The 24,048-nt window shown below is 61.9% G+C and carries 20 protein-coding genes; 11 read left to right on the plus strand and 9 right to left on the minus strand.

Features of this window, described 5'->3' with window-relative positions:
- Positions 1 to 19: 19 nt before the first annotated feature.
- On the minus strand, positions 20 to 2,224 hold the full coding sequence (gene uvrD, locus CUR33_RS02880; protein ID WP_289238651.1) for a DNA helicase II: 2,205 nt from the start codon (positions 2,222 to 2,224) through the stop codon (positions 20 to 22).
- 222 nt (positions 2,225 to 2,446) lie between these two features.
- Between uvrD and CUR33_RS02885 the strand changes: the two genes are divergently transcribed.
- The 3 genes from CUR33_RS02885 (at position 2,447) to CUR33_RS02895 (ending at position 7,510) form a co-directional block, all read left to right on the plus strand.
- Positions 2,447 to 5,329, plus strand: coding sequence for an EAL domain-containing protein (locus CUR33_RS02885; RefSeq protein WP_289238652.1), 2,883 nt, complete (start codon positions 2,447 to 2,449; stop codon positions 5,327 to 5,329).
- A gap of 74 nt (positions 5,330 to 5,403) precedes the next feature.
- Positions 5,404 to 6,672 carry an MFS transporter gene (locus tag CUR33_RS02890; RefSeq protein WP_289238653.1) on the plus strand — a complete coding sequence of 423 codons (1,269 nt, stop codon included), beginning with the start codon at positions 5,404 to 5,406 and terminating at the stop codon, positions 6,670 to 6,672.
- A gap of 163 nt (positions 6,673 to 6,835) precedes the next feature.
- Entirely contained in the window at positions 6,836 to 7,510 is a 675-nt protein-coding gene (locus tag CUR33_RS02895; protein WP_090250891.1) for a hypothetical protein, read from the plus strand.
- 8 nt (positions 7,511 to 7,518) lie between these two features.
- On the opposite strand, the gene zwf is transcribed toward CUR33_RS02895, so the two are convergent.
- Entirely contained in the window at positions 7,519 to 9,006 is a 1,488-nt protein-coding gene (gene zwf, locus CUR33_RS02900; RefSeq protein ID WP_289238654.1) for a glucose-6-phosphate dehydrogenase, read from the minus strand.
- 111 nt (positions 9,007 to 9,117) lie between these two features.
- Between zwf and hexR the strand changes: the two genes are divergently transcribed.
- Both hexR and CUR33_RS02910 read left to right on the plus strand, forming a co-directional pair.
- Complete coding sequence (gene hexR, locus CUR33_RS02905) at positions 9,118 to 9,984, plus strand: transcriptional regulator HexR (protein ID WP_090250886.1); 867 nt, start codon at positions 9,118 to 9,120, stop codon at positions 9,982 to 9,984.
- An 89-nt stretch (positions 9,985 to 10,073) separates the two neighbouring features.
- Positions 10,074 to 10,298, plus strand: a complete 225-nt coding sequence (locus tag CUR33_RS02910) for a PA3496 family putative envelope integrity protein (RefSeq protein WP_160086176.1) — start codon at positions 10,074 to 10,076, stop codon at positions 10,296 to 10,298.
- Here CUR33_RS02910 and CUR33_RS02915 read toward each other — a convergent pair.
- The gene (locus CUR33_RS02915; RefSeq protein WP_090250880.1) at positions 10,240 to 11,202 is read right to left on the minus strand and encodes a LysR family transcriptional regulator; all 963 of its coding nucleotides are present in this window, start codon (positions 11,200 to 11,202) and stop codon (positions 10,240 to 10,242) included. The two genes, CUR33_RS02910 and CUR33_RS02915, sit on opposite strands and share 59 nt — an antisense overlap.
- A 189-nt stretch (positions 11,203 to 11,391) precedes the next feature.
- Between CUR33_RS02915 and CUR33_RS02920 the strand changes: the two genes are divergently transcribed.
- The 4 genes from CUR33_RS02920 to CUR33_RS02935 all read left to right on the plus strand — a co-directional run bounded on the left by CUR33_RS02920 (position 11,392) and on the right by CUR33_RS02935 (position 16,183).
- Positions 11,392 to 12,810 (plus strand): acetyl-CoA carboxylase biotin carboxylase subunit, encoded by a 1,419-nt coding sequence (locus CUR33_RS02920; protein WP_090250877.1) that lies wholly within the window; start codon positions 11,392 to 11,394, stop codon positions 12,808 to 12,810.
- 16 nt (positions 12,811 to 12,826) lie between these two features.
- On the plus strand, positions 12,827 to 14,635 hold the full coding sequence (gene oadA / locus CUR33_RS02925) for a sodium-extruding oxaloacetate decarboxylase subunit alpha (RefSeq protein ID WP_160086174.1): 1,809 nt from the start codon (positions 12,827 to 12,829) through the stop codon (positions 14,633 to 14,635).
- Between the two features lie 303 nt (positions 14,636 to 14,938).
- The gene (locus CUR33_RS02930) at positions 14,939 to 15,880 is read left to right on the plus strand and encodes a sodium-dependent bicarbonate transport family permease (protein ID WP_090250873.1); all 942 of its coding nucleotides are present in this window, start codon (positions 14,939 to 14,941) and stop codon (positions 15,878 to 15,880) included.
- On the plus strand, positions 15,881 to 16,183 hold the full coding sequence (locus tag CUR33_RS02935) for a P-II family nitrogen regulator (protein ID WP_289238655.1): 303 nt from the start codon (positions 15,881 to 15,883) through the stop codon (positions 16,181 to 16,183).
- On the opposite strand, the gene CUR33_RS02940 is transcribed toward CUR33_RS02935, so the two are convergent.
- A complete protein-coding gene (locus CUR33_RS02940) occupies positions 16,180 to 16,575 on the minus strand; it encodes a hypothetical protein (RefSeq protein ID WP_160086170.1) in 396 nt (131 codons plus the stop codon). The genes CUR33_RS02935 and CUR33_RS02940 overlap by 4 nt on opposite strands.
- A gap of 217 nt (positions 16,576 to 16,792) precedes the next feature.
- On the opposite strand from CUR33_RS02940, the gene glsB reads away from it, so the two are divergent.
- Positions 16,793 to 17,701, plus strand: a complete 909-nt coding sequence (gene glsB, locus CUR33_RS02945) for a glutaminase B (RefSeq protein ID WP_167144112.1) — start codon at positions 16,793 to 16,795, stop codon at positions 17,699 to 17,701.
- A 114-nt stretch (positions 17,702 to 17,815) separates the two neighbouring features.
- Here glsB and CUR33_RS02950 read toward each other — a convergent pair whose 3' ends face one another.
- From CUR33_RS02950 to CUR33_RS02965, 4 genes are all read right to left on the minus strand, one after another.
- On the minus strand, positions 17,816 to 19,171 hold the full coding sequence (locus CUR33_RS02950; protein ID WP_289238656.1) for an 8-oxoguanine deaminase: 1,356 nt from the start codon (positions 19,169 to 19,171) through the stop codon (positions 17,816 to 17,818).
- A gap of 169 nt (positions 19,172 to 19,340) precedes the next feature.
- Positions 19,341 to 19,796 carry a GNAT family N-acetyltransferase gene (locus CUR33_RS02955; RefSeq protein WP_289238657.1) on the minus strand — a complete coding sequence of 152 codons (456 nt, stop codon included), beginning with the start codon at positions 19,794 to 19,796 and terminating at the stop codon, positions 19,341 to 19,343.
- A 58-nt stretch (positions 19,797 to 19,854) separates the two neighbouring features.
- Positions 19,855 to 20,841 (minus strand): asparaginase, encoded by a 987-nt coding sequence (locus CUR33_RS02960; protein ID WP_289238658.1) that lies wholly within the window; start codon positions 20,839 to 20,841, stop codon positions 19,855 to 19,857.
- A gap of 88 nt (positions 20,842 to 20,929) precedes the next feature.
- Positions 20,930 to 22,372 carry an alanine/glycine:cation symporter family protein gene (locus CUR33_RS02965; RefSeq protein WP_289238659.1) on the minus strand — a complete coding sequence of 481 codons (1,443 nt, stop codon included), beginning with the start codon at positions 22,370 to 22,372 and terminating at the stop codon, positions 20,930 to 20,932.
- Positions 22,373 to 22,535: 163 nt separating this feature from the next.
- Here CUR33_RS02965 and CUR33_RS02970 point away from each other — a divergent pair, with 163 nt between their 5' ends.
- Positions 22,536 to 23,354: a helix-turn-helix domain-containing protein gene (locus tag CUR33_RS02970; RefSeq protein WP_160086160.1), complete on the plus strand. Its 819-nt coding sequence runs from the start codon at positions 22,536 to 22,538 to the stop codon at positions 23,352 to 23,354.
- Between the two features lie 12 nt (positions 23,355 to 23,366).
- Here CUR33_RS02970 and CUR33_RS02975 read toward each other — a convergent pair whose 3' ends face one another.
- Positions 23,367 to 24,044, minus strand: coding sequence for a GNAT family N-acetyltransferase (locus CUR33_RS02975; protein WP_289238660.1), 678 nt, complete (start codon positions 24,042 to 24,044; stop codon positions 23,367 to 23,369).
- Positions 24,045 to 24,048 lie beyond the last annotated feature (4 nt).

The following is a 24,048-nucleotide window of genomic DNA, read 5'->3' on the forward strand; positions in this document are numbered from 1 at the left end:
TGTTTGAATAGATTGTCGATTACAGCGCCTGCAGCTTGGCGTAGCTGAGCATCAGCCACTTGCTGCCTTCGCTCTCGAAATTCACCTGCACCCGCGCCTGCGCGCCGGAGCCTTCGAAGTTGAGAATGGTGCCTTCACCAAACAGTGAGTGCTGCACGCGCTGGCCGAGGTTGAAACCGGTGTCCGGCACCGCGCTGCCGGCGAACATGCTGTCGCCGCTCATGCTGTTTCCGCCCATATTGCGGCTGACCGCGCCGAACGGCCGGCTGACGCTGTTGGACAGGCGCACTTCCTGAATCAGCTGCGGTGGAATCTCGCGGACGAAGCGCGACACCTTGTTGTAGGTCTCGCTGCCGTACAGACGGCGCGTTTCGGCGTAGGTAATCACCAGCTTGCTCATGGCGCGGGTGATGCCGACGTAGGCCAGGCGACGCTCTTCTTCCAGGCGGCCGGGCTCTTCCAGGCTCATCTTGTGTGGGAACAGGCCTTCTTCCATGCCCACCAGAAACACCTGGGGGAACTCCAGGCCCTTGGCGCTGTGCAGGGTCATCAGCTGCACGCTGTCTTCGTTTTCTGCCGCCTGGGTGTCGCCGGCTTCCAGCGAGGCGTGGCTGAGGAAGGCCTGCAGCGGCGTCAGCTCGTCATCCTCGGTGTTGTCGAAAGTGCGCGCGGCACTCACCAGTTCTTCCAAGTTCTCGATGCGTGCCTGGGCTTTTTCGCCTTTTTCGGCCTTGTGGTAGGCAATCAGTCCGCTCTGCTCAATGACGGTCTGGGTCATCAGGTGCAGCGGCATGCTCAACACTTTGGCGGCGAGGTTTTCGACCAGTTCGATAAACCCGGCCAGGGCACCCGACGCACGGGCCGGTAAGGCCTTGGCGGCGACCATCAGGCGGATGGCTTCCCACATCGATACATCATGGGCGCGGGCATATTCGCGTATGGTTTCGACGCTCTTCTCGCCGATACCGCGGGCCGGTACGTTGATCACCCGCTCCAGCGCCGCATCGTTGCCGCGGCCGTCGAGCAGGCGCAGGTAGGCCATGGCGTTCTTGATTTCCGCGCGTTCGAAGAAGCGCTGGCCACCATAGATGCGGTAGGGGATTTTCTCGCGCAGCAGGGCTTCTTCAAGCACCCGTGACTGGGCGTTGGAGCGGTAGAGAATGGCGATTTCGCTGCGCTTGAGGCCGTCCTTGCGCAGGGCATCCTCAATCGATTCCACCACATAGCGGGCTTCATCGTGCTCGTTGAACGCGGAATACAGGTTGATCGGCTCGCCATCGCCGTCTTCGGTCCACAGTTCCTTGCCCAGGCGGCCCTGGTTATTGGCGATCAGGGCGTTGGCGGCCTTGAGGATGCCGGCGGTGGAGCGGTAGTTCTGCTCCAGGCGGATCACTTCGGCATCGCTGAAGTCATCGGAGAACTGCTGGATGTTTTCGATCTTCGCGCCGCGCCAGCCATAGATCGACTGGTCATCGTCGCCCACCACCATCATGCTGTCGCCGCCCTTGGCGAGCAGGCGCAGCCAGGCGTACTGGACGGCGTTGGTGTCCTGGAATTCGTCGACCAGGATATGCCGGAAGCGCCGCTGGTAATGCTCCAACAAGCCCGGCTTATCCCGCCACAAGTCGAGGGCGCGTAGCAGCAGCTCGGAGAAGTCGATGACCCCGGCGCGCGCGCAGGCCGCTTCGTAGCCTTCGTAGATCTTCAGCATGGTGGCCAGGAACAGGTCGCCGCCGGGCTGGATGTTCTTTGGCCGCAGGCCTTCGTCCTTCTGCCCGTTGATAAACCACTGCGCCTGTTTAGGCGGCCAGCGCTGTTCATCCAGGCCGAGGTCGCGGATCACCCGCTTAACGATGCGCTGCTGGTCGTCGGAATCGAGAATCTGGAAGTTTTCCGCCAGGCCGGCTTCCTGCCAGTGCGCGCGCAGCAGGCGGTGGGCCAGGCCGTGGAAGGTGCCGACCCACATGCCCGCCGGGCTGACACCGAGCATGTGCTCAATGCGATGACGCATTTCGGCGGCAGCCTTGTTGGTGAACGTCACCGACAGGATGCTGTGCGGCGAAGCATTCTCGATCTGGATCAACCAAGCAATGCGGTGCACCAGCACGCGAGTTTTACCGGAGCCGGCGCCGGCCAGTACCAGTTGGCGGCCCACACGCGCGGCAACAGCCTGGCGTTGGGCATCATTAAGAGAGGCAATCAGGAGTTCGGGGTCATTTTGCATCGCGGCATTCTAGGGGGCTGCGTCAGGCAGGGCAAACCAGGCTGTTGTGGCGGTTTTATTGGACGACTGGTGAGTCAGCTCAACGAGCGTAGATGGGCTATGGCTGTGACCATCGAAAGTTGGGTATTTGTACTGTGAATTGGCGCACATCCGGCTTGGGCGAAGCGTCTAGCTCGCGTATGCTGCGCCGACGTTTAGGCAACCACTATAAGAAAATCGCCTATGACCGCATCGACTTCATTTGCTGCCGCCAATAGCCTCAAGCCGACTTCCGGGCGGGAAGTGGCTCAGCTGTTCGCGACAGATATCGCCGCCGAACGCACCCGCATGCTCTATCAGGGCTCGCAGGTGCCAACCTTGTTCATGCTGCTCAGCGGCGTGGTGTGTGCCTTCCTGTTATGGGGCGCGCTGCCACCGGTGCTGCTGGTCAGCTGGGCAATCTGGCTGGTGATCCTCGCCGTGCTGCGTTTGGTGCAGGTCCGGGCCTTCAATACTGCCTTGCCCAGCCGTCAGGCTGAACGCTCCTGGCGTCTGTTGTTCCTGTTTGGCGCGGGCGCTTCGGGACTGACGTTGGCGTTTGCGGCTATCGCTCTGGTGCCGGCGGATGTGTTTTACCTGCAAGCCCTGGTCTACGGCCTGATTGCCGCGGCGATTCTTTCAGCCAGCGTGGCCTATGCCATCAGTTTTACCGCCTTCCTCAGTTTTGCCTTGCCCTGCCTGCTGCCCTCGGTGGGCTATCTGCTGCTCAGCGAGCATCCGTTGCAACAGGGCTGGGGTGTGCTCGGCAGTATTCTGCTGCTGGCCCTGCTGGTGGTGGCCTGGCAGGTCAATCGGCTGGTGCAGCGCAGCTTGCTACAGCGGTTTCACAACCAGGCACTGATCAGCAACCTGGAGCACGCCAAGCAGCAGGCTGAAGGTCTCAATGGTGAGCTTGCCCATGAAGTGGAACAGCGGCGGCGTGCCGAACACGAGTTACGCCTGGCCCATGATGAGCTGGAAATGCGCGTGGCTGAGCGCACGCTTGAACTGGATGAAACCACCTACGCCCTGAGCAAGAGCCGCGCGCGCCTGACCCTGGCGATTGAGGCCAGTGAGCTGGGCCTGTGGGACTGGGACCTGCAGAGCGATGAGGTGCACCACTCGCGCCTCAAGGAAATCTTCGGCCTGGAGCCCCATGAAGTACAGGTGATGCTGCGCGACCTCAAGCCGCGCCTGCACCCGGATGACCTGCCAGTGCTGCGTCGTGCACTGGTCGAGCATATGAAAGGGCGCAGTGACGACTATCAGGTGGAATACCGCATCAAGCACGCCGCCGGTCATTGGGTGTGGATCGAAGACCGTGGCCGCGCGGTCGAGCGCGACGCCGAAGGCCGCGTGCTGCGCATGCTCGGCACCCGTCGTGATATCAGTGCGCGCAAGGTGCAGGAGCAGCAGCAACAGCTGGCCGCCACAGTGTTCGAGGCCGCCAGCGAAGGCATCGTGATTCTCGACCCGGACTACCGCCTGCTGTCGGTCAACCAGGCCTTCAGCGACGTGACCGGTTATCGCCAGGACGAAGTGGTCGGCAAAAGCGTAATCAGCCTGATCAGCAGCAGCGACAGCCGTCGGCAGTATCAGATGATCCGCCTGGAGCTGGAAAACAGCGGCACCTGGTGCGGTGAGCTGATCGAAACGCGCAAGAACGGCGAGCTGTATCCGCAGTGGCTGCAACTCAATGTAGTGCGCGATGCGCGGGGCAGTGTCAGCCATATCGTCGGCTTCTTCGCCGACCTGTCGTCGCGCCGGGAAGCCGAAGAGCGCCTGCGCTACCTGTCGCACTACGACGAACTGACCGGCCTGGCCAACCGCAGCCTGTTCAAGGAGCGCCTGCACGACGCCAGCCAGCGGGCGCGACAGAGCGGGCGCAGTATCGCCTTGCTGCACGTCGACCTGGACCGCTTCAAATTGCTCAACGACAGCCTCGGCCATGAAGTCGCCGACCAGCTGCTGCGCCAGGTCAGCCGGCGCCTGACTCAGGCTGTGCCGGAGGCCGATACCCTGGCGCGTCTGTCCGGTGATGAATTCGCCATCCTCATCGACGCCTACGGCAGCCTCTCCAGCCTGGCACGGTTGGCCAGCCGCCTACTGAGCAAGCTGCGCGTGCCGATGACCGTGGGCGGGCATGAGCTGGTGGTCAGCGCCTCCCTGGGCATCAGCTTGCTGCCGGATAACGCGCGGGAAATCTCCGCTCTGGTCAGCCAGGCCAATATGGCCATGCAACACGCCAAGCACCTGGGCGGCAACACCTTCCAGTTCTTCACCGATAACCTGCAGGCTTGCACCCTGGAGCGCCTGCAGCTGGAAAACCAGCTGCGCAAAGGCATCGACGAAGGCCAGTTGGAAGTGTTCTACCAGCCCAAGCTGTGCCTGGCGTCCGACAGCCTCAATGCGGCCGAGGCGCTGGTGCGCTGGCGGCATCCGGAGCTGGGCCTGGTGCCGCCGAGCGACTTTATCGGGCTGGCCGAAGAAACCGGGCTGATCGGCGCGATTGGTGAATTCGTCCTGCGCCAAGCCTGCCTGCAGGCGCGTACCTGGCAACTGCAGGGCTTGGCGCATATTCGCGTGTCGGTAAACCTCTCGGTGCATCAGCTGCGCCAGGGCAACCTGCTCAGCCTGGTGCGCCAGGTGCTCGATGAAACCGGCCTTGAGGCGCAGTACCTTGAGCTGGAGTTGACCGAAAGCCAGTTGCTGGACAACGTTGAAAGTGTGATCAGCACCTTCCAGCAATTGCGCGAGCTGGGGGTCAAACTGGCCATCGACGACTTCGGCACCGGCTATTCCTCGCTCAGCTACCTCAAGCGTTTCCCGGTGGATTACGTGAAGATCGACCAGACCTTTATCCGCGACCTCACCCCCGGCAGCGAAGACGCCGCTATCACCCGCGCGATCATCGCCATGGCCCACAGCCTGGAGCTCAAGGTGGTCGCCGAGGGCGTGGAAACCCAGGCGCAGATGGATTTCCTCAAGAGCCAGCGCTGCGACGAGATCCAGGGTTACCTGATCAGCAAGCCGGTGCCGGTCGAGCAGTTCGCCCAGTTGCTGCGCGAGCAGGTCAGCAAGTTCTGATTGGCAGGCCGGCGGCTTGTCTGCCGCCGGCCTGGCCGCTACTGTCGCGCTTTCGCTGACTCGCAGGACGCAACATGCAGCCCACTTCTTCCGCCCCCGCAGCGCGCCCGGCCAATGCCACCCTGATCCTGCTGGCCTCGCTGTATTGCGCCCAGGGCTTGCCCTCGGGGTTACTGGCGCATTCGCTGCCGGTGTTGCTGCGTCAGCATGGTGTCGATCTGGCGTTGATTGGCCTGCTCAAGTTGTTGGCCTTGCCCTGGTTGCTCAAGGTGCTCTGGGCGCCGTGGGTGGATCGGCTGGCTTCGCCGCGCTTGGGTCATCATCGCGGCTGGATTCTGCCGTTGCAGCTTGGCGTCATTACGGTGATTGCGACGCTGGCGCTGATGAGTCCCGAGCGGCTGTTCGACAGTCATTTTTTCTTGCTGATCGGCCTGTTGCTGCTGGTCAACCTGGCTGCCTCGACCCAGGACATTGCCACTGATGGGCTGGCCGTACGCCTGCTGCCAGAGCGCTGGCGCGGGCTAGGCAACAGTCTGCAGGTGGGTGGCTACAAGGTCGGCATGCTGGTCAGCGGCAGTGGTCTGCTGCTGGCGATGGATGCGCTGGGCTGGAACCTGAGTGTGGCGTTGGTGGCGCTGCTGCTGGTGCTGATGACGCTGCCGATCTGGCGTTTTAACGAGCGACGCGAGCTGCCGTTTCAACCGGCGCAGGTGGAGCCGGCCGGGCCTGGGCTGTTGCTGCGGCATTACCGTGGCTTGCTGCTGCAGCCCGGCATGCTGTTCTGGCTGGCGGTGCTGCTGAGTTTCAAGCTGGGCGATGCGCTGGGTTCGCCGATGATCAAGCCGATGTTGGTGGATCAGGGCTGGAGCAATGCTGAGCTGGGTCAGCTGACCCTTATCAGCAGCCTGGCTGGCATCGCCGGGGCGTTTCTCGGCGGCCTGCTGTATGCGCGGATCGGCGCGTTACGGGCGCTGCTGCTGTTCGGCCTGTTGCAGGCTTGCGGGATCGCCGCCATGGCTCTTTTGGTAAATGCCGGCAGCAGCACCGGCTTGGTCTACCTGGTGGCGTTGTTCGAGCAGACCGCCGATGGCATGTCCACGGTGGCGCTGTTCGCGGTGATGATGCGCCAGTGCCGGCCCGAGCATGAGGGCGCGGACTTTACCCTGCAGGCCAGCGTGCAGCTGCTGTTGGCTGGGCTGGTGGGCGCCACCAGCGGCTGGCTGGCCGAGCAGCTGGGTTTTGCCACGTTGTTTATCAGCGCCGGTGTGCTGGGGCTGCTGGCGCTGCCCATCGTGCTGCTGTACTTCTGGCGTGGCGCTCGGCCGGCGGCCAGCGCCGCATAGTTCACCGGTCGGTTTCCGGGCCGTGCCATCGCGGTGTTTCCTCTATTCCCACCTGAATCGGTCGACAGCGTGCCTGCCCGCTGTGCAACCGGATCAAAGATGGCTGCCTTTGCACCTCACGCGAGTAATCCTGCACGCCTGTCTGGATTGAATCGAGGTGCGTATGCGCAAACCCGCGAGCCTGAGTGTCGGCCTGCGCCTGTTGTTGGCGTCCCAGGCCATGGCCCCGTTAAGCGTCAAACTGGGGCTGGTGCAGCAATTGGGAGCCGAGAAAGCCGCGCTGCTGGCGCCGCATATGCCGCCGGGGCAGTTGCGTGAGCTGATCATGGTTATGCCCATTGAGTTTGCGGCGGCGGTGACCACCCATCTGGACCCGCGACTGATCCTCGACACCTACCTCAGCCTGCCCGATAGCCTGCACCTGGAGGTGGCGCGCCAGCTCTGCGCCGATGGTGCGTTTGCCACGGCGGCGCTGTATGCCGAGTGCTTGTCGGCCAAGCAGATCAAGGTGCTGATTTACGGCATCAACGATGTTGACCATGTGCTGCAGATTGCTCGGCACATCGTCGATATGCCGCTGATCAGCGAGAGCCTGCGCAGCTTCTCTACCGGCTACCTGTGCAAGCTCACCGAGGCTGCGGTGGTGGACCGCAACCTACCGGTAGCAGCGCAGGTGCTGGGCGGTTTGTCCTTAGCGCGGCAAGCCGATGTGTGCGCGGGGTTGCAGCCAGCGACCCTGCGTAAACTGCTGCCGCTGCTGCTGTTGATCAGCGGCGAGGGCTTGCGTCAGCAACTGCCAGAAGCGGTGCTGCAAGTGTTTGAAGAGCAACTAGCCTAGCCGCTGGGCTATTCCATCCACTGCCGTTCGTGGCGTTCAAGCAGGTTGCCGGCCTGTTCCGGGCCATCGCTGCCGGCCGGGTAGGGGCGTGGGCTCTGGTAGTGCTGGTGCCAGCCTTTGATGATCGGGTCGACCCAGCTCCAGGCGGCTTCCACTTCGTCGCGGCGCATAAACAGCGTTGAGTCGCCTTCGATGACGTCGAGCAACAGGCGCTCGTAGGCATCCCAGCGGCGCTGTTTATGGAAGGCATCCGCCAGGTTGAGGTCAAGTTCAACCGGCTGCAGGTGCATGCCCTTACCGGGGCTTTTGCCCATCAGTTGCAGGCTGATGCGTTCTTCCGGTTGCAGGCGAATCAACAGGCGGTTGGCTTCGCCGCCGCCGAACAGTTGATGTGGCACTGGCTTGAACTGGATGAGTATTTCCGAGGTTTTACGCGCCAAACGTTTGCCCGTGCGCAGGTAGAACGGTACGCCGGCCCAGCGCCAGTTGTCGATCTCGGCTTGTACGGCGACAAAGGTTTCAGTGTCGCTGTCGTTGTCGACATTCTTCTCGAAGTAATAGGCGGGCACTTCCTGGCCGCCGATCTTGCCGGCGGTGTATTGGCCGCGCACGGTCTTGTCCTGCACGTCGAGACCGGTGATGGGTTTCAGCGCTTCGAGGATTTTCACCTTCTCGTTGCGCACCGCCTCGGCGTCGAAACGCACCGGCGCTTCCATGGCCACCAGGCACAGCAGCTGCAGCAGGTGGTTCTGGATCATGTCGCGCATGGCGCCGGCTTTTTCGTAGTAAGCGCCGCGATTTTCCACGCCGAGGGTTTCGCACACGCTGATCTGTACGTGATCAATATGCCCGGCGCGCCAGATCGGCTCGAACAGGGCGTTGGCAAAGCGCAGTGCCATCAGGTTCTGCACCGTCTCTTTGCCCAGGTAGTGGTCGATGCGGAACACCCGTGACTCATCGAACACGGCGCCAATGGCCGCGTTGATGGCCTTAGCTGACTCCAGCGAATGGCCAATCGGCTTTTCCAACACGATGCGCGCCTTGGGCCCAGCCAGGCTGGCGATTTTCAGGTGCGAGGCGATGTCTTCAAACAAATCCGGCGCGGTGGCCAGGTAGTAAATGCGCACCCGCTCTGGATCGTTCCCCAGGCGTTTGCCCAGGCGGCCGAAATCGGCGCTCTGGCTGGCATCCATGGCAAAATAATCAAGCCGTGCGGCGAAGCTGGCCCAGGTGTCGTTGTCGAAGTCGTTGCGCGCTACTTGAGCGCGGCAATGGCGCTCGGCCAGGGCCTGAAACGCTGAGCGGCTGAGCGCGCTGCGCGCCAGGGCCAGAATGCGTGTGTCGGTATGCAGGCGCGCGGCGCGATGCAGGTGGTAGAGCGCTGGCAGCAGTTTATGCAGGGCCAGGTCGCCGGTGCCGCCAAACACCAGCATGTCGCAGGGAATGCTCAAGGTGGGAACTCCGACTCGGTTTAACCGTGCGGCGGCGGCGGCCATGTAGTATAACTACAAGACCACTACAACCTGTCTTTCGCCGATCATAACCGAGTCATGACTCCGATGCGGCGTGCTAGATGGATTCGTTAGCCAAAAGCCGAGCCTAAACCTGTGAACCTGTTGCAGCACATTGCCCAGTCGCGTCATCTACTCCGCAAATCGGAACTCAAGGTCGCCGACCATGTTCTGCTTGATCCGGCTTCGGTCATGCACAGCTCCATGGCTGAGCTGGCCCATAGCGTCGGCATCAGCGAGCCGACGATCGTACGGTTCTGTCGGGCGATTGGTTGCACTGGTTTTCAGGACCTCAAGCTCAAATTGGCGCAAAGCCTGGCTGCGGGAGCCAGCTTCGGCCAGTTCGCCATCCATGAAGACGACTCAGTGGCCGACTTCAGCCTGAAAATCTTCGACACCACTCTGCACACCCTGATCGAAGTGCGCGAAAAGCTCGACACCCAGGCCTTGCAGCAGGCCATTGCCGCGATTGCCAATGCCCAGCGTGTGGAATTCTATGGCTTTGGTGCGTCCGGCGCGGTGGCGGCGGATGCCCAGCACAAGTTCTTCCGCCTGCTGCTCACGGCTGCAGCCTATTCCGACCCGCACATGCAGGCGATGAGTGCGGTGACCCTGAAACCTACCGACGTGGCCATCTGCATTTCGCAGTCCGGGCGCTCCAAGGATTTGCTGATCACCGCCAACCTGGTGCGTGAAACCGGCGCGACGTTGATCACCCTGTGCCCGAGTCAGACGCCGCTGGCGGATCTGGCCACGGTCAACCTGGCCATCGATGTGCAGGAGGACACTGAAATCTACACTCCGCTGACTTCGCGCATCGCCCACCTGGTGGTGATCGACGTACTCGCCATGGGCGTGGCCATGGCCCGTGGCCCTGGCCTGGTGAATCACCTGAAGAGTGTCAAACGCAGTCTGCGCAGCCTGCGCCTGTCGCCGAAGTCGCATAAGACCGTCGAAGATTGATGTCATCGCCACGTTATCGCGTGGCCATCAAAGCGTCATATCCAGGGTCGATGCTGGTACTCCCTTACTCAGCTTGGGAGTTGCACCCTATGTCTGGCTATCTGGATAAACCGCAGTCTCACGAAAGCAGCGATGCAAAAGCTCGGCGCAAGCTGATCGACCAGCGCCGCATGGAATACCGTCGCGCCATTGAAAGCTATGCCGAGCAGCGTCAGCTGCAACATGAGTTGGTCGACTTTCCGGAGTTGATTGCAGCTAATTACCTGGCGGGCAAGCAGGCATTGGCGCAGCAAACCGCTCAGCCAGCGTGTTGATCAGGCTGCGTTGATCGCGCACGAAGGCGAAAAACGCTTGGGCCACCGGTGACAGGTATTTGCTGCGCGGGTGCACCAGGCACCAGCTGCGCAGCAGCGGCAGCTCGCTCACCGGCAGCTCACGCAGGACGCCGCATTCCAACTCGCGGCGCACCGCGTGACGTGGCAGCAGGGCAAGGCCAAGGCCGGCGATGACGCCTTCGCACTGACCTTCCATGGAGCCGACTTCCAAGGTTTGCGCGAAGTGCGCGCGCTTCTGGTGGCAATACTCCTCACAGGCCTGGCGCGTGCCGGAGCCCGCTTCGCGGATCAGCAGCGGAAATGCGGTGAGGTCCTGCAGGCTCAGTGGGCCCTGGCTACACAACGGGTGATCGGCGGGCGCCACGGCGATGATAGGGTTCGTCAGAAAGGGCAGAAACTCCAGGTTCATGTCCGTTGGCACCCGCGACATGATCAACAGGTCATCACGGTTGGCGTTCAGACGCTTGAGGGCCTGGGTGTGATTGGTGACCACCAGCTGTAAGTTGACTTCCGGGTATTGCTGGCGAAAAGCGGCGAACAGGTGCGGAATGAAGTACTTGGCGCTGGATTCGATCGCCAGGCTCAATTGCCCTTGCAGTGAGCCCTGTAGGTCAGAGAGCTGCATGTCGAGGCTTTCCAAACGGCCGAAAATATCCGCGCTGGCGCGTTGCAGGGCTTCGGCGGCTTCGGTCAGGTACAGCTTCTTGCCGATGTAATCAAACAGCGGCTGGCCGATCAGCTCTTCCAGCTGGCGAATCTGCAGGCTTACGGCGGGTTGGGTCAGGGCCATTTCCTCTGCGGCGCGGCTGTAGGACAGGTGGCTGCACACCGAGCGAAATACCTGAATCTGACGAAAAGTCATACGCAGCAAGGACTTACGCACAAATTTTACCTGTGTGAGGGCAGTGGTCAGGCTTAACTATAATCTTTAGCTAATGCCTAACCCAATAATAATTGATTTTGGTTAATCACCAAGCCGGCGTAGCGTGAGCACCTGACCGCTGCTGCTGTTGCGGTCACACGTCGACCGGTTTTGCCGTTCGCCTGCTCACGTGATCGAGGACGCTGGCTCGTGATCAAGAAAATCCTGATAGCCAACCGCGGTGAGATTGCCGTACGCATCGTGCGAGCGTGTGCCGAAATGGGTATTCGCTCGGTGGCGGTGTACTCCGATGCCGACCGCCACGCCTTGCACGTCAAGCGCGCCGACGAAGCCCACAGCATTGGCGAGGAACCGCTGGCCGGCTATCTGAACCCGCGCAAGCTGGTCAACCTGGCGGTGGAAACCGGCTGTGATGCACTGCATCCCGGCTATGGCTTTCTCTCGGAAAACGCCGAGCTGGCGGACATCTGCGTCGAGCGGGGCATTAAGTTTATCGGCCCGAGCGCGGAAGTGATCCGGCGCATGGGCGACAAGACCGAAGCGCGGCGCAGCATGATCGCCGCTGGCGTACCCTGCACCCCCGGTACCGAAGGCAACGTGGCGGATATCGCCGAGGCACTGCGCGAAGGCGACCGCATCGGCTACCCAGTGATGCTCAAGGCCACCAATGGCGGCGGAGGGCGCGGTATCCGGCGCTGTAACAGCCGCGACGAGCTGGAGCAGGCCTACCCACGGGTGATCTCCGAGGCGACCAAGGCCTTCGGCCGTGCCGAAGTGTTTCTGGAAAAGTGCATCGTCAATCCCAAGCACATTGAGGCGCAGGTGCTTGCCGACAGTTTTGGCAACACCGTGCACCTGTTCGAGCGCGATTGCTCAATTCAGCGGCGTAACCAGAAGCTGATTGAGATCGCCCCCAGCCCCCAGCTGACTCCTGAGCAGCGCGCTTACATCGGCGACCTGTCGGTACGCGCCGCCAAAGCGGTGGGTTACGAGAACGCCGGTACCGTGGAGTTCTTGCTGGCCGAGGACGGCGAGCTGTACTTCATGGAGATGAACACGCGGGTTCAGGTGGAGCACACCATCACCGAAGAAATCACCGGCATCGACATTGTCCGTGAGCAGATCCGCATCGCCTCGGGGTTGGAGTTGTCGATCAAGCAGGAAGACATCATCCACCGGGGTTTCGCCCTGCAGTTCCGTATCAATGCCGAAGACCCGAAGAACAACTTTTTGCCCTCGTTCGGCAAGATCACCCGTTATTACGCCCCCGGCGGTCCTGGAGTACGCACCGACACGGCGATCTACACCGGCTACACCATTCCGCCGCACTACGACTCCATGTGCCTGAAGCTGATCGTCTGGGCGCTGACCTGGGAAGAAGCCCTGGCCCGTGGCTTGCGCGCCCTGGATGACATGCGCGTGCAAGGGGTCAAAACCACCGCCGCCTATTACCAGGAAATCCTGCGTAACCCGGAATTTCGCAGCGGCCAGTTCAACACCAGTTTTGTCGAGTCGCACCCGGAGCTGACCGAATACTCGATCAAGCGCAACCCGTCGCACCTGGCCATCGCCATTGCCACCGCCATCGCTGCCCACGCCGGCCTGTAGGGGAAGGAATCAGACCATGAACAAGAAGATCACCATCACCGATACCATCCTGCGCGATGCCCACCAGTCGATCATCGCTACACGCATGCGCCTGGATGACATGCTGCCGATCTGCGCCAAGCTTGATCAGGTTGGCTACTGGTCGCTGGAAGTCTGGGGCGGCGCGACCTTCGATTCCTGCGTGCGCTTCCTCAAGGAAGATCCCTGGGAGCGCCTGCGCAAACTCAAGGCCGGTCTGCCTAACACCCGCTTGCAGATGCTCCTGCGTGGACAGAACCTGCTCGGTTATCGCCACTACAGTGATGACGTGGTGCGCGCCTTTGTGGCTAAAGCCGCCGTCAATGGCATCGACGTGTTCCGCATCTTTGATGCGATGAATGACGTACGTAACCTGCGCGTATCCATTGAAGCGGTGAAGGCCGCCGGTAAGCACGCACAAGGCACCATCGCATACACCACCAGCCCCGTGCACACCGTTGAGGCGTTTGTGAAGCAGGCCAAGGCCATGCAGGCCATGGGCATCGACTCCATCGCGATCAAGGATATGGCCGGTCTGCTCACCCCATACGCCACTGCTGATCTGGTGCGGGCGCTGAAGGCGGAAGTCGACCTGCCGGTATTTATCCACAGTCATGACACCGCTGGCATGGGTTCGATGTGCCAGCTCAAGGCGATTGAAGCCGGTGCCGACCATATCGACACCGCCATATCCAGCTTCGCCTGGGGCACCAGCCATCCGGGCACCGAGTCGATGGTCGCCGCACTCAAGGGCAGCCCCTACGACACTGGCCTGGACCTTGCGCTGATCCAGGAGATCGGCCTGTACTTCCATGCGGTGCGCAAGAAGTACCACCAGTTCGAAAGCGAGTTCACCGCCGTGGACACCCGCGTGCAGGTCAACCAGGTGCCGGGCGGGATGATGTCCAACCTGGCCAACCAGTTGAAAGAGCAGGGCGCGCTGAATCGCATCAACGAAGTGTTCGCGGAAATCCCGCGGGTGCGTGAAGACCTCGGCTTTCCGCCGCTGGTTACCCCGACCTCGCAGATTGTCGGCACCCAGGCGGTGTTCAACGTCCTCGCTGGCGAGCGCTACAAGACCATCACCAACGAGGTGAAGTTGTATCTGCAAGGCCGCTACGGCCTGGCGCCGGGCAAGGTCAACGAGCAGCTGCGCAAGCAGGCGATTGGCAGCGAAGAAGTCATCGAAGTGCGTCCGGCCGACCTGATCAAGCCGGAGATGGCCAAACTGCGCGAGGAAATCGGCAGCCTGGCCAAGTCCGAAGAAGACGTGCTGACCTACGCCATGTTCCCGGATATCGGGCGCAAGTTCCTTGAAGACCGTGCTGCCGGCACCCTGACACCGGAGGTGCTGCTGCCGATCCCGGAAGCCGGCGGTGTGGCCCCAGCGGGTGGTGAAGGTGTACCGACCGAATTCGTGGTGGATGTACACGGCGAAAGCTACCGCGTCGACATCACCGGCGTTGGCGTGAAGAGCGACGGCAAGCGCCACTTCTACCTGTCGATCGACGGCATGCCGGAAGAAGTGGTGTTCGAACCGCTGAATGATTTTGTCGCGGGCAGTTCTGGCAAGCGTAAGCAGGCCAGTGCGCCGGGCGATGTCAGCACCAGCATGCCAGGCAATATCGTCGATGTACTGGTCAAGGTCGGTGACACGGTCAAGGCCGGTCAGGCGGTACTGATCAGCGAAGCGATGAAAATGGAAACCGAAGTGCAGGCGCCGATTGCCGGTACCGTGACGGCGGTGCATGTGGCCAAGGGCGACCGGGTCAATCCGGGCGACGTACTGGTGGAAATCGAAGGTTAACCTCGGAAGCCCCGGCTGTTTGAACAGGCATTTGAATGGCTTTTTTGGGGCTTCTTTTTACACCGCAGGCGCGGCTTATTCGTCGCACCTGCATGGGTTCTTAGGCCCAGTGCCTGAGTCCCTGGAGCCGTAAGGCTCCTTTTTTCGGTTATGCCCCGCTGTGCAGGGTTCTGCTGTTCTCAGCAGGAGACTGGGCAAAACTGCGGGTATCAGCACAACGCGTGGTGGGGGCATGACCTTTTATTCGAGCAGGTGTGACGCGACAGGCGTCTTAATAGCAGTTCAATACGGGAGCAATGCGCGGTGAGTCTGGATCCGGTGGTGCTGTTCTTTGTGTTCGGCCTGTTGGCGGGTTTGCTGAAAAGCGAGCTGAAATTGCCACCTGCGCTGTATGAAACCCTCTCCATCATTCTGCTGCTGGCCATTGGTCTGCACGGCGGTGTGGAGTTGGCCGAGCAGGCCAGCTGGCAGTTGCTCGGGCAGGCCGCCTGGGTGCTGGGGCTGGGTGTGGCGCTGCCGCTGCTGGCCTTTGCCGTGCTGCGCGGTCTGGGCTTCGACCGGGTCAATGCCGCCGCAGTGGCGGCGCACTATGGTTCGGTCAGCGCCGGGACCTTTGCTGTGGTCGTGGCCTACATGCTGGCCAAGGGCATCGAGTTCGAAAGCTACATGCCACTGTTTGTCGCCATTCTGGAAATCCCGGCGATTCTGGTCGGCATCCTGTTGGCTAAGGGGATTGCCCGCGACACCGATTGGGGCGAGTTGGGCCGGGAAATCTTTCTCGGCAAGAGCATCATGCTGCTGCTCGGCGGCCTGATCATCGGTGCGATTGCCGGAAAAGAGGCAATCAAGCCGCTGGAGCCGTTCTACACCAGCATGTTCAAACCGGTGCTGGCGCTGTTCCTGTTGGAGATGGGGCTGATTGCCTCCGGTCAGCTCGGCTCGCTCAAGCAGTTCGGTTTGCGCCTGCTAGGTTTTGCCTTGCTGATGCCGTTGTTCGGTGCGTTGATCGGCGCGCTACTCGGTCGTTTTATGGGCCTGAGCCTCGGCGGTACAGCGGTGCTGGCTACGCTGGCGGCGTCTGCTTCCTATATCGCCGTGCCGGCGGCCTTGCGCCTGGCCTTGCCCGAGGCCAACCCGTCGCTGTCGCTGACGGCGTCGCTGGGCATTACCTTTCCCTTCAATATCATCGTCGGCATCCCGTTGTACCTGATGCTGGCCGAACAGCTGATGGCCTGGGGGCTCTAGATGGACGCGCATATCCGCACCCTGCTTACCGTGATCTGCGAAGCGGCGCTGGAGAAAAAGCTGGTGGCTGACCTGGAACAGCTCGGCGCGCCGGGCTGGACCATCTCCGATGCCCGCGGCCGAGGTGGCCGCGGCGTGCGCAGTGCCGGCTGGGACACCGAAGGCAATATCCGCGTGGATATCATCTGCACCCGCGATGTCGCTGAACGCATCGCCGGCCACCTGCAGGCGCGCTACTACGCCAACTACGCCATGGTCTGCTACCTGGCCCAGGTGGAAGTGCTGCGCGCGGAAAAGTTTTAGCGGCGCAGGCGATGGGCGGTGCGCAGTTCCAGCAGGTCTTGATAGGTACAGGTCTGCGGTGCTTCGCCGGTTAGATCAAAGCAGCGTTGACCGAAACCCATTGGCCAGTAAGCGATGCCGACTGGTGGCCAAAAGATCGAGGCCACTCGGAAACGGCTCTTCAATTTGCCAGAGCGGATGGTATTGGCCTGATTGTCTTCGATACGGTAGGGAATACCTGCGCTGGCGCCCCAGGAGAAGGGACGGCTGCGGACAAGCCCCTGGTTGTTCTTCGCCGGTCGTTCGTTGATCACCAGGGTGCTGTTTTCCGGCAGTTTGAACCAGGCGCCGGTGGAGCAGCCTGCGCAGGCGAGGGCGATGAGTAACAGGGTGCTGAGGCGGAGTGCGGACATGCGTGTCGATCCTTATGGTCATCCGTGAACATTCACGAGCAGGCGTCAATCTGGCCATTGGCCAGCTGCGCGGGCGCGCAATATACCCAGTTTTGATCGGGTTTGCCTGTGCCGGGGGTGTTCCTGAAAAGTTTTCCGGGCCCGGCTGTGATCAGCGTCTTGCCGCAAGCGTCTAGCCACAGAGCCCGGGCGTCTGGGCGCCGCTATGGGCCTGAGTATGCAAGCGCTATTGAATGAAATTCTTGATCAAGTCCGCCCGCTGATCGGGCAAGGGAAAGTGGCCGATTACATCCCGGCACTGGCTGATGTGCCGGCCAACCAGCTGGGCATTGCGGTGTACAGCAACGACGGCGAGTTGTTCTGCGCCGGTGATGCGCACACGCCGTTCTCCGTGCAGAGCATTTCCAAGGTGTTCAGCCTGGTGCAGGCGATCGAGCATTCCGGTGAGGATATCTGGCAGCGTTTGGGTCATGAGCCCTCCGGCCAACCCTTCAATTCGTTGGTGCAGCTGGAGTTCGAGCGGGGCAAGCCGCGCAATCCGTTTATCAATGCCGGTGCGCTGGTGATCTGCGACATCAATCAGTCGCGCTTTGCTGCGCCAGTGCTGTCGATGCGTGACTTTGTGCGCCGTCTGGCGGGTAATCCGGAGGTGGCGGTGGACCAGCGGGTGGCCGAGTCGGAATACCAGCACCGCGCACGCAATGCAGCGGCGGCTTACCTGATGCAGTCCTTCGGCAATTTTCACAACGATGTGGAAGCGGTATTGCGCAGCTATTTCAGTTACTGCGCGCTGCGCATGAGCTGCGTCGACTTGGCGCGGGCGTTCTGCTTTTTGGCTAACGACGGCTTCTGCAAGCACAGCAGTCAGTCGATTTTGAGTGCGCGGCAGAGCAAACAGGTCAACGCGATCATGGCCACCAGCGGCCTGTACGACGAAGCTGGTAACTTTGCCTACCGTGTCGGCCTACCGGGCAAGAGTGGTGTTGGCGGCGGCATTGTCGCGGTGGTGCCGGGGCGTTTCAGCGTGTGCGTATGGTCACCTGAGCTGAACGCCGCCGGCAACTCCCTGGCCGGGATCAAGGCCCTGGAGCTGCTGAGCGAGCGGATCGGCTGGTCGGTGTTCTAGCGCGCCACGATCTGCTGCGCGTCGGTGATACTGCGTTAAAAACAGCCTCGTCTCACTCTAGCTCGCGAGACCGTAAACCCGTCTCGGGTGTCGTGGATTAGCCGACTACGCGTTTTACCCGGCAATCAGCTCCTTCGCCGCCTGGCGGTGATCGGCGATCAGCTTGGCCACGTCGAGGCCTTCGATCTGGCCGTCAATCACCCGCCACTGGCCGCCAATCATCATCCGGTCGGCCTTGTCTGCGCCGCACAGCAGCAGGGCGGAGATTGGGTCGTGGCTGCCGGAGAAGCGCAGCTCGTCGAGTTTGAAGAAGGCCAGGTCGGCCTGCTTGCCCACCGCCAGTTCGCCAATATCGCTGCGCCCCAGCAGCTTGGCCGAACCCTTGCTGGCCCAGCCCAGCACCAGTTCCGGGGTGATCTTCTCGGCGCCGTAGCGCAGGCGCTGGATATACAAAGCCTGACGCGCTTCGAGAATCATGTTCGAGGCATCGTTGGAGGCCGAGCCATCCACGCCGATGCCTATGGGTGCGCCGGCGGCTTCCAGGTCGAGGGTCGGACAGATGCCCGAGGCCAAGCGCATATTCGAGCTTGGGCAATGGCAGATGCCGGTGCCGGCCTGGCCGAGGCGGGCGATTTCATCCGGGTTGAAGTGAATGCCGTGGGCCAGCCAGGTGCGTGAGCTGAGCCAGCCGACGCTGTCCAGATAGTCCACGGTGCGCAGGCCGAAGCGCTGCAGGCAGAAGTCCTCTTCATCGAGAGTTTCGGCTAGATGGGTGTGCAGGCGCACGTCCAGTTCTTCGGCCAGTTCGGCGCTCTGGCGCATGATTTCCTGGGTCACCGAGAAGGGTGAGCAGGGCGCTAGGGCGATCTGGATCTGCGCGCCGTCGCCGCGCTGGTGGTAGCCCTGGATCAGTCGTTGGCTATCGGTCAGGATCACTTCACCCTGTTGCACGGTCTGCTGCGGTGGCAGGCCGCCGTCGGCTTCGCCGAGGCTCATCGAGCCGCGGGTGAGCATGGCACGCATGCCCAGTTCGCGCACCGCTTCCACCTGCACGTCGATGGCGTTTTCCAGGCCGCCTGGGAACAGGTAGTGGTGGTCCGCCGCGGTGCTGCAACCGGACAGCAACAGTTCAGCGAGGGCCACTTTACTGGCCAGGGCGAGCTTCTCGGGTGTCAGGCGTGCCCACACCGGGTAAAGGGTTTTCAGCCAGGGAAACAACGGCTGATTGACCACTGGGCCCCAGGCGCGGGTGAGGGTTTGATAGAAGTGGTGGTGGGTGTTGATCAGCCCCGGCAGCACCACATGTTCGCGGGCATCGAAGGTGCGATTGCAGGGTTGGCTGGGTTGCTGACCGGCCTTGAGCAGTTCGCTGATTACGCCGTCGTCAATCACCAAGCCGCCGGCAGCGTCGAGGTTGTTGGCAGTGAAGATGGCGAGGGGGTTTTTGATCCAGATACGTGTAGCAGCCATTGAGTTGGCTCCTCTGAAGTTGGGTTCAGGTTAGCCAGCTCAGTGTTTACCCTGTCTGCTGATCCAGGTGCGCGGCCGGCGCAGGTGGCCGGGCGTGGCGCAAAAGATAACGCTGTAATCTGCCTGCGGCAAGAGCGCATGGCATAATTTCTGACCACGCAGTCAGTGCTTAGAACACTTTGCGGTACTGGATGAAACCAGAGCGTTCAGCGATACGTTCATACAGCAGCATGGCCTTGCTGTTGCTCTCGTGGGTCATCCAGTAGGTACGCGAGCAGCCCTGTGCCTGGGCTTCGCGGTAGACGTGCTCGATCAGCTTACGGCCGGCACCACTGCTGCGTACATCCTTGCTGATAAACAGGTCCTGCAGGTAGCAGTAGTCGCCGGGTGTCCAGGTCGAGCGGTGGTAGATCCAGTGCACCAAACCGATCGCCTGACCTTCGTGCCAGGCCAGCGCGGCGTGCATCGGTTCGGCCGGATCGAGAAAGCGCTGCCAGGTGGTGTCGCTGGTCGCTGCGGCGATCTCGGTCATATAGAACCGTTGATAGCCCTGCCACAGCGGTAGCCATACGGCATGGTCGGCGTCGGTTATCGGGCGGATCTCGACGGGAATGCGGATGGGCATGCTGGCAACCTCGTTGGTTTAGTAAAGCCCTTACAGCCTAGCTGCAAGAGCCCAGCCTTCAATCGGCGCGTTCACTACAGACATCCAGGGCGAACCAGTGTTCCACCTCGGCCTGGCTCAGACCGGCGCCGAGCAGGGCGAAAAGCTTGCCCAGCGCCGCTTCACGGGTCATACCGCCGGCGGAAATCAGCCCGGCGCTGGCCAGTTGGCTGCCGGCGGCATATACGCCAAATTCGACATGGCCGTGCGGGCACTGGCTGATTGCGGCCAGCACCACGCCACGTGCATGGGCGGCCTTGAGCACATCGAGCAGTTCAGCGTTGTCTGACGGGCCTGTGCCGCTGCCGTAGCACTCCAGCAGCAGACCTTGCACGCCGCTGTCCAGCAAGGCGCGCACGTGGTTTGCCTGGATGCCGGGGTAGAACGGTAGTACGGCCAGATTCACCGGCTGGCGCGGTTGGCGGTAGTCGATATTCGCTGGAATGCTTTCCGCACGTGGGCTCTGGCGCTGGCGTGGCAGCACGTGGAAGGCATCGAAGGCATCGCTGCGCAGCTTGCTCACCCGCGCGCCATGCAGCAGCTCACCGTTGAAATACAGGTGCACGCCCGGCGTGACGCCGGCCTGCAGCGCACGCATGGCGCCGAACAGGTTGCCCCAGGCATCGCTGCCCTCGGCACCGGCCGGCAGCATCGAACCGCTGAGAATCACTGGTACGGGCAAACCCAGCAGCAGAAAGCTCAAGGCGGCAGCGCTGTAGGCCAGGGTGTCGGTGCCGTGCAGCAGCAGTACGCCGTCGCAGCCGTCCTGCTCGATGCCGGCGCGAATCGCCGCGACCATCGCCAGCCAGTTGTGCTGGTTCATATTGGCGCTGTCGATTGGCGGCAGCAGCTCGCGGAAGGTCCATTGCGGCAGCGGCTGAGACTCCAGCGCTTGCTGGCGGCGCAGGCGCTCATCGAAACCGGACGCTGGGGCCAGGCCCGTGGCGCTCATTTGCATGCCGATGGTGCCACCGGTGTAGAGCACCAGAAGATTGCTACAACCCATCAGGGGTCTCCGTACTTTCATTGTTCTTATAAGAAAACAGGGGGCCAAGCCCCCTGTTTATTACAGCGTATACAGCGTTAGCGGCGGCTTAGCGCTGATGCACGCTGTTGCCAATTTCCGCATGGTTGGCCGGGGCGTTTTGCGCCGCGTTTGGCCAGGCGGCTGGGTCGAGGTCCAGATCAGCGAAGTTTTTCGCATCGAATACTGGGGACTCTACACCGGCTTTGCGCTGGTCGTCATAGTCGCGCATCAGGCGCAGGCCAGTCTTGAACAGCAGGAACATGGCGGTCAGGTTGACCAATGCCAGCAGACCCATGGTTACGTCGGCGAAGCCGAATACGGTCGACAGGTCCTGCATCGAGCCCCACAGCACCAGTGCAATCACCATCACGCGGTACAGCTGCAGCAACCAGCGCTTCTTGCTGAAGAAGCTCAGGGCGTTCTCACCCAGGTAGTAGTTGTACACCAGGGTGGTGAAGACGAAGAGCAGCAGCGCCATGCTGACGAATACGCGGCCCCATTCGCCAACTTCGGCGGCCAGAGCAGTTTGGGTCAGAACGACGCCCGCCATCTCGCTACCCGGCTGATACACGCCCGACAGCAGGATGATCAGCGCGGTGCTGGTGCATACCAGAATGGTGTCGATAAACACGCTGAGCGACTGCACGATGCCCTGAGCGGCCGGGTGCTTGACCTCGGCGACGGCTGCTACGTTTGGCGCACTGCCCAGGCCCGCTTCGTTGGAGAACAGGCCGCGTTTCACGCCCATGATGATGGCCGCACCGATACCGCCGGCGAAAGCTGGCTCCAGGCCGAAGGCGCTACGCACGATCAGGGCCAGGGTTTCTGGTACTTCGGTGATGTTCATGCCCAGTACCACCAGCGCCATGCCGATGTAGGAGAACGCCATGATCGGTACCAGCACGTCAGCCATGCTGGCGATGCGCTTGATGCCGCCGAAGATGATCAGGCCGATGACCGCTACCAGTACCAGACCGCTGACATAGGTCGGCAGACCAAAGGTGTCATGCAGCGAAGTGGCGACGGTGTAGGACTGTACGGCGTTAAAGCCGAAGCCGAAGGTCACCAGCAGCAGGATTGAGAACACCACCGCCATCCAGCGCTGACCCAGGCCGTGCAGGATGTAGAACGCCGGGCCACCACGGTAGGTGCCATCAGCCTCGCGGCGCTTGTACAGCTGCGCCAGGGAGCATTCGAAGTAGCTAGTGGCCATACCGAGCAGCGCCACCAGCCACATCCAGAATACGGCGCCAGGGCCGCCGAGCATGATCGCCACTGCGACGCCAGCGATGTTGCCGGCCCCTACGCGGCCAGCGACCGAAAGCATCAGTGCTTGAAACGAGCTGAGCTGGCCTGGCTGGCGCTCAAAGGCTTCGGCGAAGATGCGGAACATGTCGCCGAAGTAACGGAATTGGACGAAACGCGAGCGAATCGAGAAGTACAGACCGAGCCCGACCAGGGCGACGATGAGGACCTTGCTCCAGAGCAGGTCATTGAGCAGATCGAGCATGATGAGGTTGCCTCTCTTGTTGTTTTAGATAGGTTGACACCGCGCCACCGTGCGGCCCCGGCATGGTTGTGCAAGGGCCTTTGTCGTGCAATTTCGCGGGTCGCGGCGAACTGATGCGAGTTGATGCTAGAATCGCGTCGCTCGCATCACCAGGAAAACCGCCATGTCCGACCATCTAGGGTCCAATCTAAAGCTGTTGTGCAGCCATTACCGGTCAATCGCCGAGGTTTGCCGCAAGCTCGCGATCAATCGCGCCCAGTTCAACAAATACCTGAGCGGACAAAGCCGACCGACGGCTTACAACCTCAAGCGGATCTGCGATTTCTTCGGTGTCGAAGCCTACGAGCTGAGCCTGCCGGCCGAGCAGTTTGCCGACCTGATTGGTGCGCGTACGCCGGGCCAGGTTTCCGGCGCACGTACCGACGCATTGGTGGAGCTGCTCAAGCCCCTGCGCGCACATGCCGGCAACCTGTCGCGTTACTGCGGCTACTACTTCGAATACTCCAACTGCATGTCGGTGCCGGGCACCGTGCTGTTGTCGCTGGTGCATCTGTGGGAGGAGGACGGCGACTTCCTGTTCGAGCGCCAGGAGCGTCAGGAGCGATCCGCCAGCGCCGACGTGCAGGGCGAAGACTGGGTGCGCTGCCGCTACCTAGGTGCTGCGTTTCAGCTGCAGGACCGGCTGTTTCTGATGGACTACGAATCGCTGACCCTCAACGAAATGAGTCAGACCATTCTGATTCCCAGCTACAAGAGCCGCATCACCCGCTTGAACGGCCTGAAAACCGGCGTCTCCAGCGGCGACCGCCGTAGCCCGGCCTGTACCCGCGTGGTGTGGGAATACCTGGGCACCGAGATCAACCGCATCAGCGCCTACCGCCAGGTGCGCCTGTACCGCCCGGATGATCCGCGCATCGACGACGACGTGCGCCAGCGGCTGGCCGATGCACCGCTAAAGAACGGGCTGTTCGAGATCGAATAAATCGCTGCGCTATTACCGCAGGTCTTGCAGACGCTGCTGCTGCCGCCCCTCTGCATCGAAATTGTCCACCGCCAGCCAGCGTTCGAAGGCCGCGTTGCAGGCCGGCCATTCGCTGTCGAGGATGGCAAACCAGGCGGTGTCGCGGTTACGCCCTTTGACCACCATATGCTGGCGAAACAGCCCTTCGTAGCGGAAGCCCAGACGCTTGGCGGCGCGCATCGAGCGGGCATTGTCGGCGTTGCATTTCCACTCCAGGCGGCGGTAGTCAAGCTCGCCCAAGGCCAGCTTAGCCAGCAGGTAAACCGCCTCGGTCGACGCCGGGCTGCGCTGCATGGCGCGGCCGAAAGCGATATGGCCGATCTCGATACAGCCATCCTTGGGCGCAATGCGCAGATAGCTCAGCAGACCAACTGCACGCTGCTGGCTCAGGCCGATCACGCAAAAGAACAACGGATCGCGACTGGCCGCATGACCGCTCAGCCAGGCATCGAACCCCGCGCGTTCGCTGAATGGACCGTAGGGCAGGTAATCCCAGAGTGCCGGGTCGCTATCCGGGCCTTGCAACGCCTGCCACAGATCGTCGCCATGGCGCGCCGGGTCGAGCGGTTCGAGGCGCACATACTGACCGTCCAGGGGTTTATGGGCCGGGGTGGGCACGGGCTGCCAGTCGTGTAGCGGTTGCTGGGGCATGCTG

This window comes from Pseudomonas sp. FEMGT703P, assembly GCF_002786345.1.
GTDB lineage: Bacteria > Pseudomonadota > Gammaproteobacteria > Pseudomonadales > Pseudomonadaceae > Aquipseudomonas > Aquipseudomonas peli.

What these genes read in the sequence shown, in the direction of transcription:
- zwf (WP_289238654.1), bottom strand. Translation starts at nt 9,006, where the DNA reads ATGGCCGCCGCCGCCGCACGGTTAAACCGAGTCGGAGTTCCCACCTTG.
- CUR33_RS02895 (WP_090250891.1), top strand. Translation starts at nt 6,836, where the DNA reads ATGCGCAAACCCGCGAGCCTGAGTGTCGGCCTGCGCCTGTTGTTGGCG.
- CUR33_RS02975 (WP_289238660.1), bottom strand. Translation starts at nt 24,044, where the DNA reads ATGCCCCAGCAACCGCTACACGACTGGCAGCCCGTGCCCACCCCGGCC.
- CUR33_RS02960 (WP_289238658.1), bottom strand. Translation starts at nt 20,841, where the DNA reads ATGGGTTGTAGCAATCTTCTGGTGCTCTACACCGGTGGCACCATCGGC.
- CUR33_RS02940 (WP_160086170.1), bottom strand. Translation starts at nt 16,575, where the DNA reads ATGTCCGCACTCCGCCTCAGCACCCTGTTACTCATCGCCCTCGCCTGC.
- CUR33_RS02965 (WP_289238659.1), bottom strand. Translation starts at nt 22,372, where the DNA reads ATGCTCGATCTGCTCAATGACCTGCTCTGGAGCAAGGTCCTCATCGTC.
- glsB (WP_167144112.1), top strand. Translation starts at nt 16,793, where the DNA reads ATGCAAGCGCTATTGAATGAAATTCTTGATCAAGTCCGCCCGCTGATC.
- CUR33_RS02910 (WP_160086176.1), top strand. Translation starts at nt 10,074, where the DNA reads ATGTCTGGCTATCTGGATAAACCGCAGTCTCACGAAAGCAGCGATGCA.
- CUR33_RS02955 (WP_289238657.1), bottom strand. Translation starts at nt 19,796, where the DNA reads ATGCCCATCCGCATTCCCGTCGAGATCCGCCCGATAACCGACGCCGAC.
- CUR33_RS02885 (WP_289238652.1), top strand. Translation starts at nt 2,447, where the DNA reads ATGACCGCATCGACTTCATTTGCTGCCGCCAATAGCCTCAAGCCGACT.
- CUR33_RS02935 (WP_289238655.1), top strand. Translation starts at nt 15,881, where the DNA reads ATGGACGCGCATATCCGCACCCTGCTTACCGTGATCTGCGAAGCGGCG.
- CUR33_RS02950 (WP_289238656.1), bottom strand. Translation starts at nt 19,171, where the DNA reads ATGGCTGCTACACGTATCTGGATCAAAAACCCCCTCGCCATCTTCACT.
- CUR33_RS02970 (WP_160086160.1), top strand. Translation starts at nt 22,536, where the DNA reads ATGTCCGACCATCTAGGGTCCAATCTAAAGCTGTTGTGCAGCCATTAC.
- uvrD (WP_289238651.1), bottom strand. Translation starts at nt 2,224, where the DNA reads ATGCAAAATGACCCCGAACTCCTGATTGCCTCTCTTAATGATGCCCAA.
- CUR33_RS02890 (WP_289238653.1), top strand. Translation starts at nt 5,404, where the DNA reads ATGCAGCCCACTTCTTCCGCCCCCGCAGCGCGCCCGGCCAATGCCACC.
- oadA (WP_160086174.1), top strand. Translation starts at nt 12,827, where the DNA reads ATGAACAAGAAGATCACCATCACCGATACCATCCTGCGCGATGCCCAC.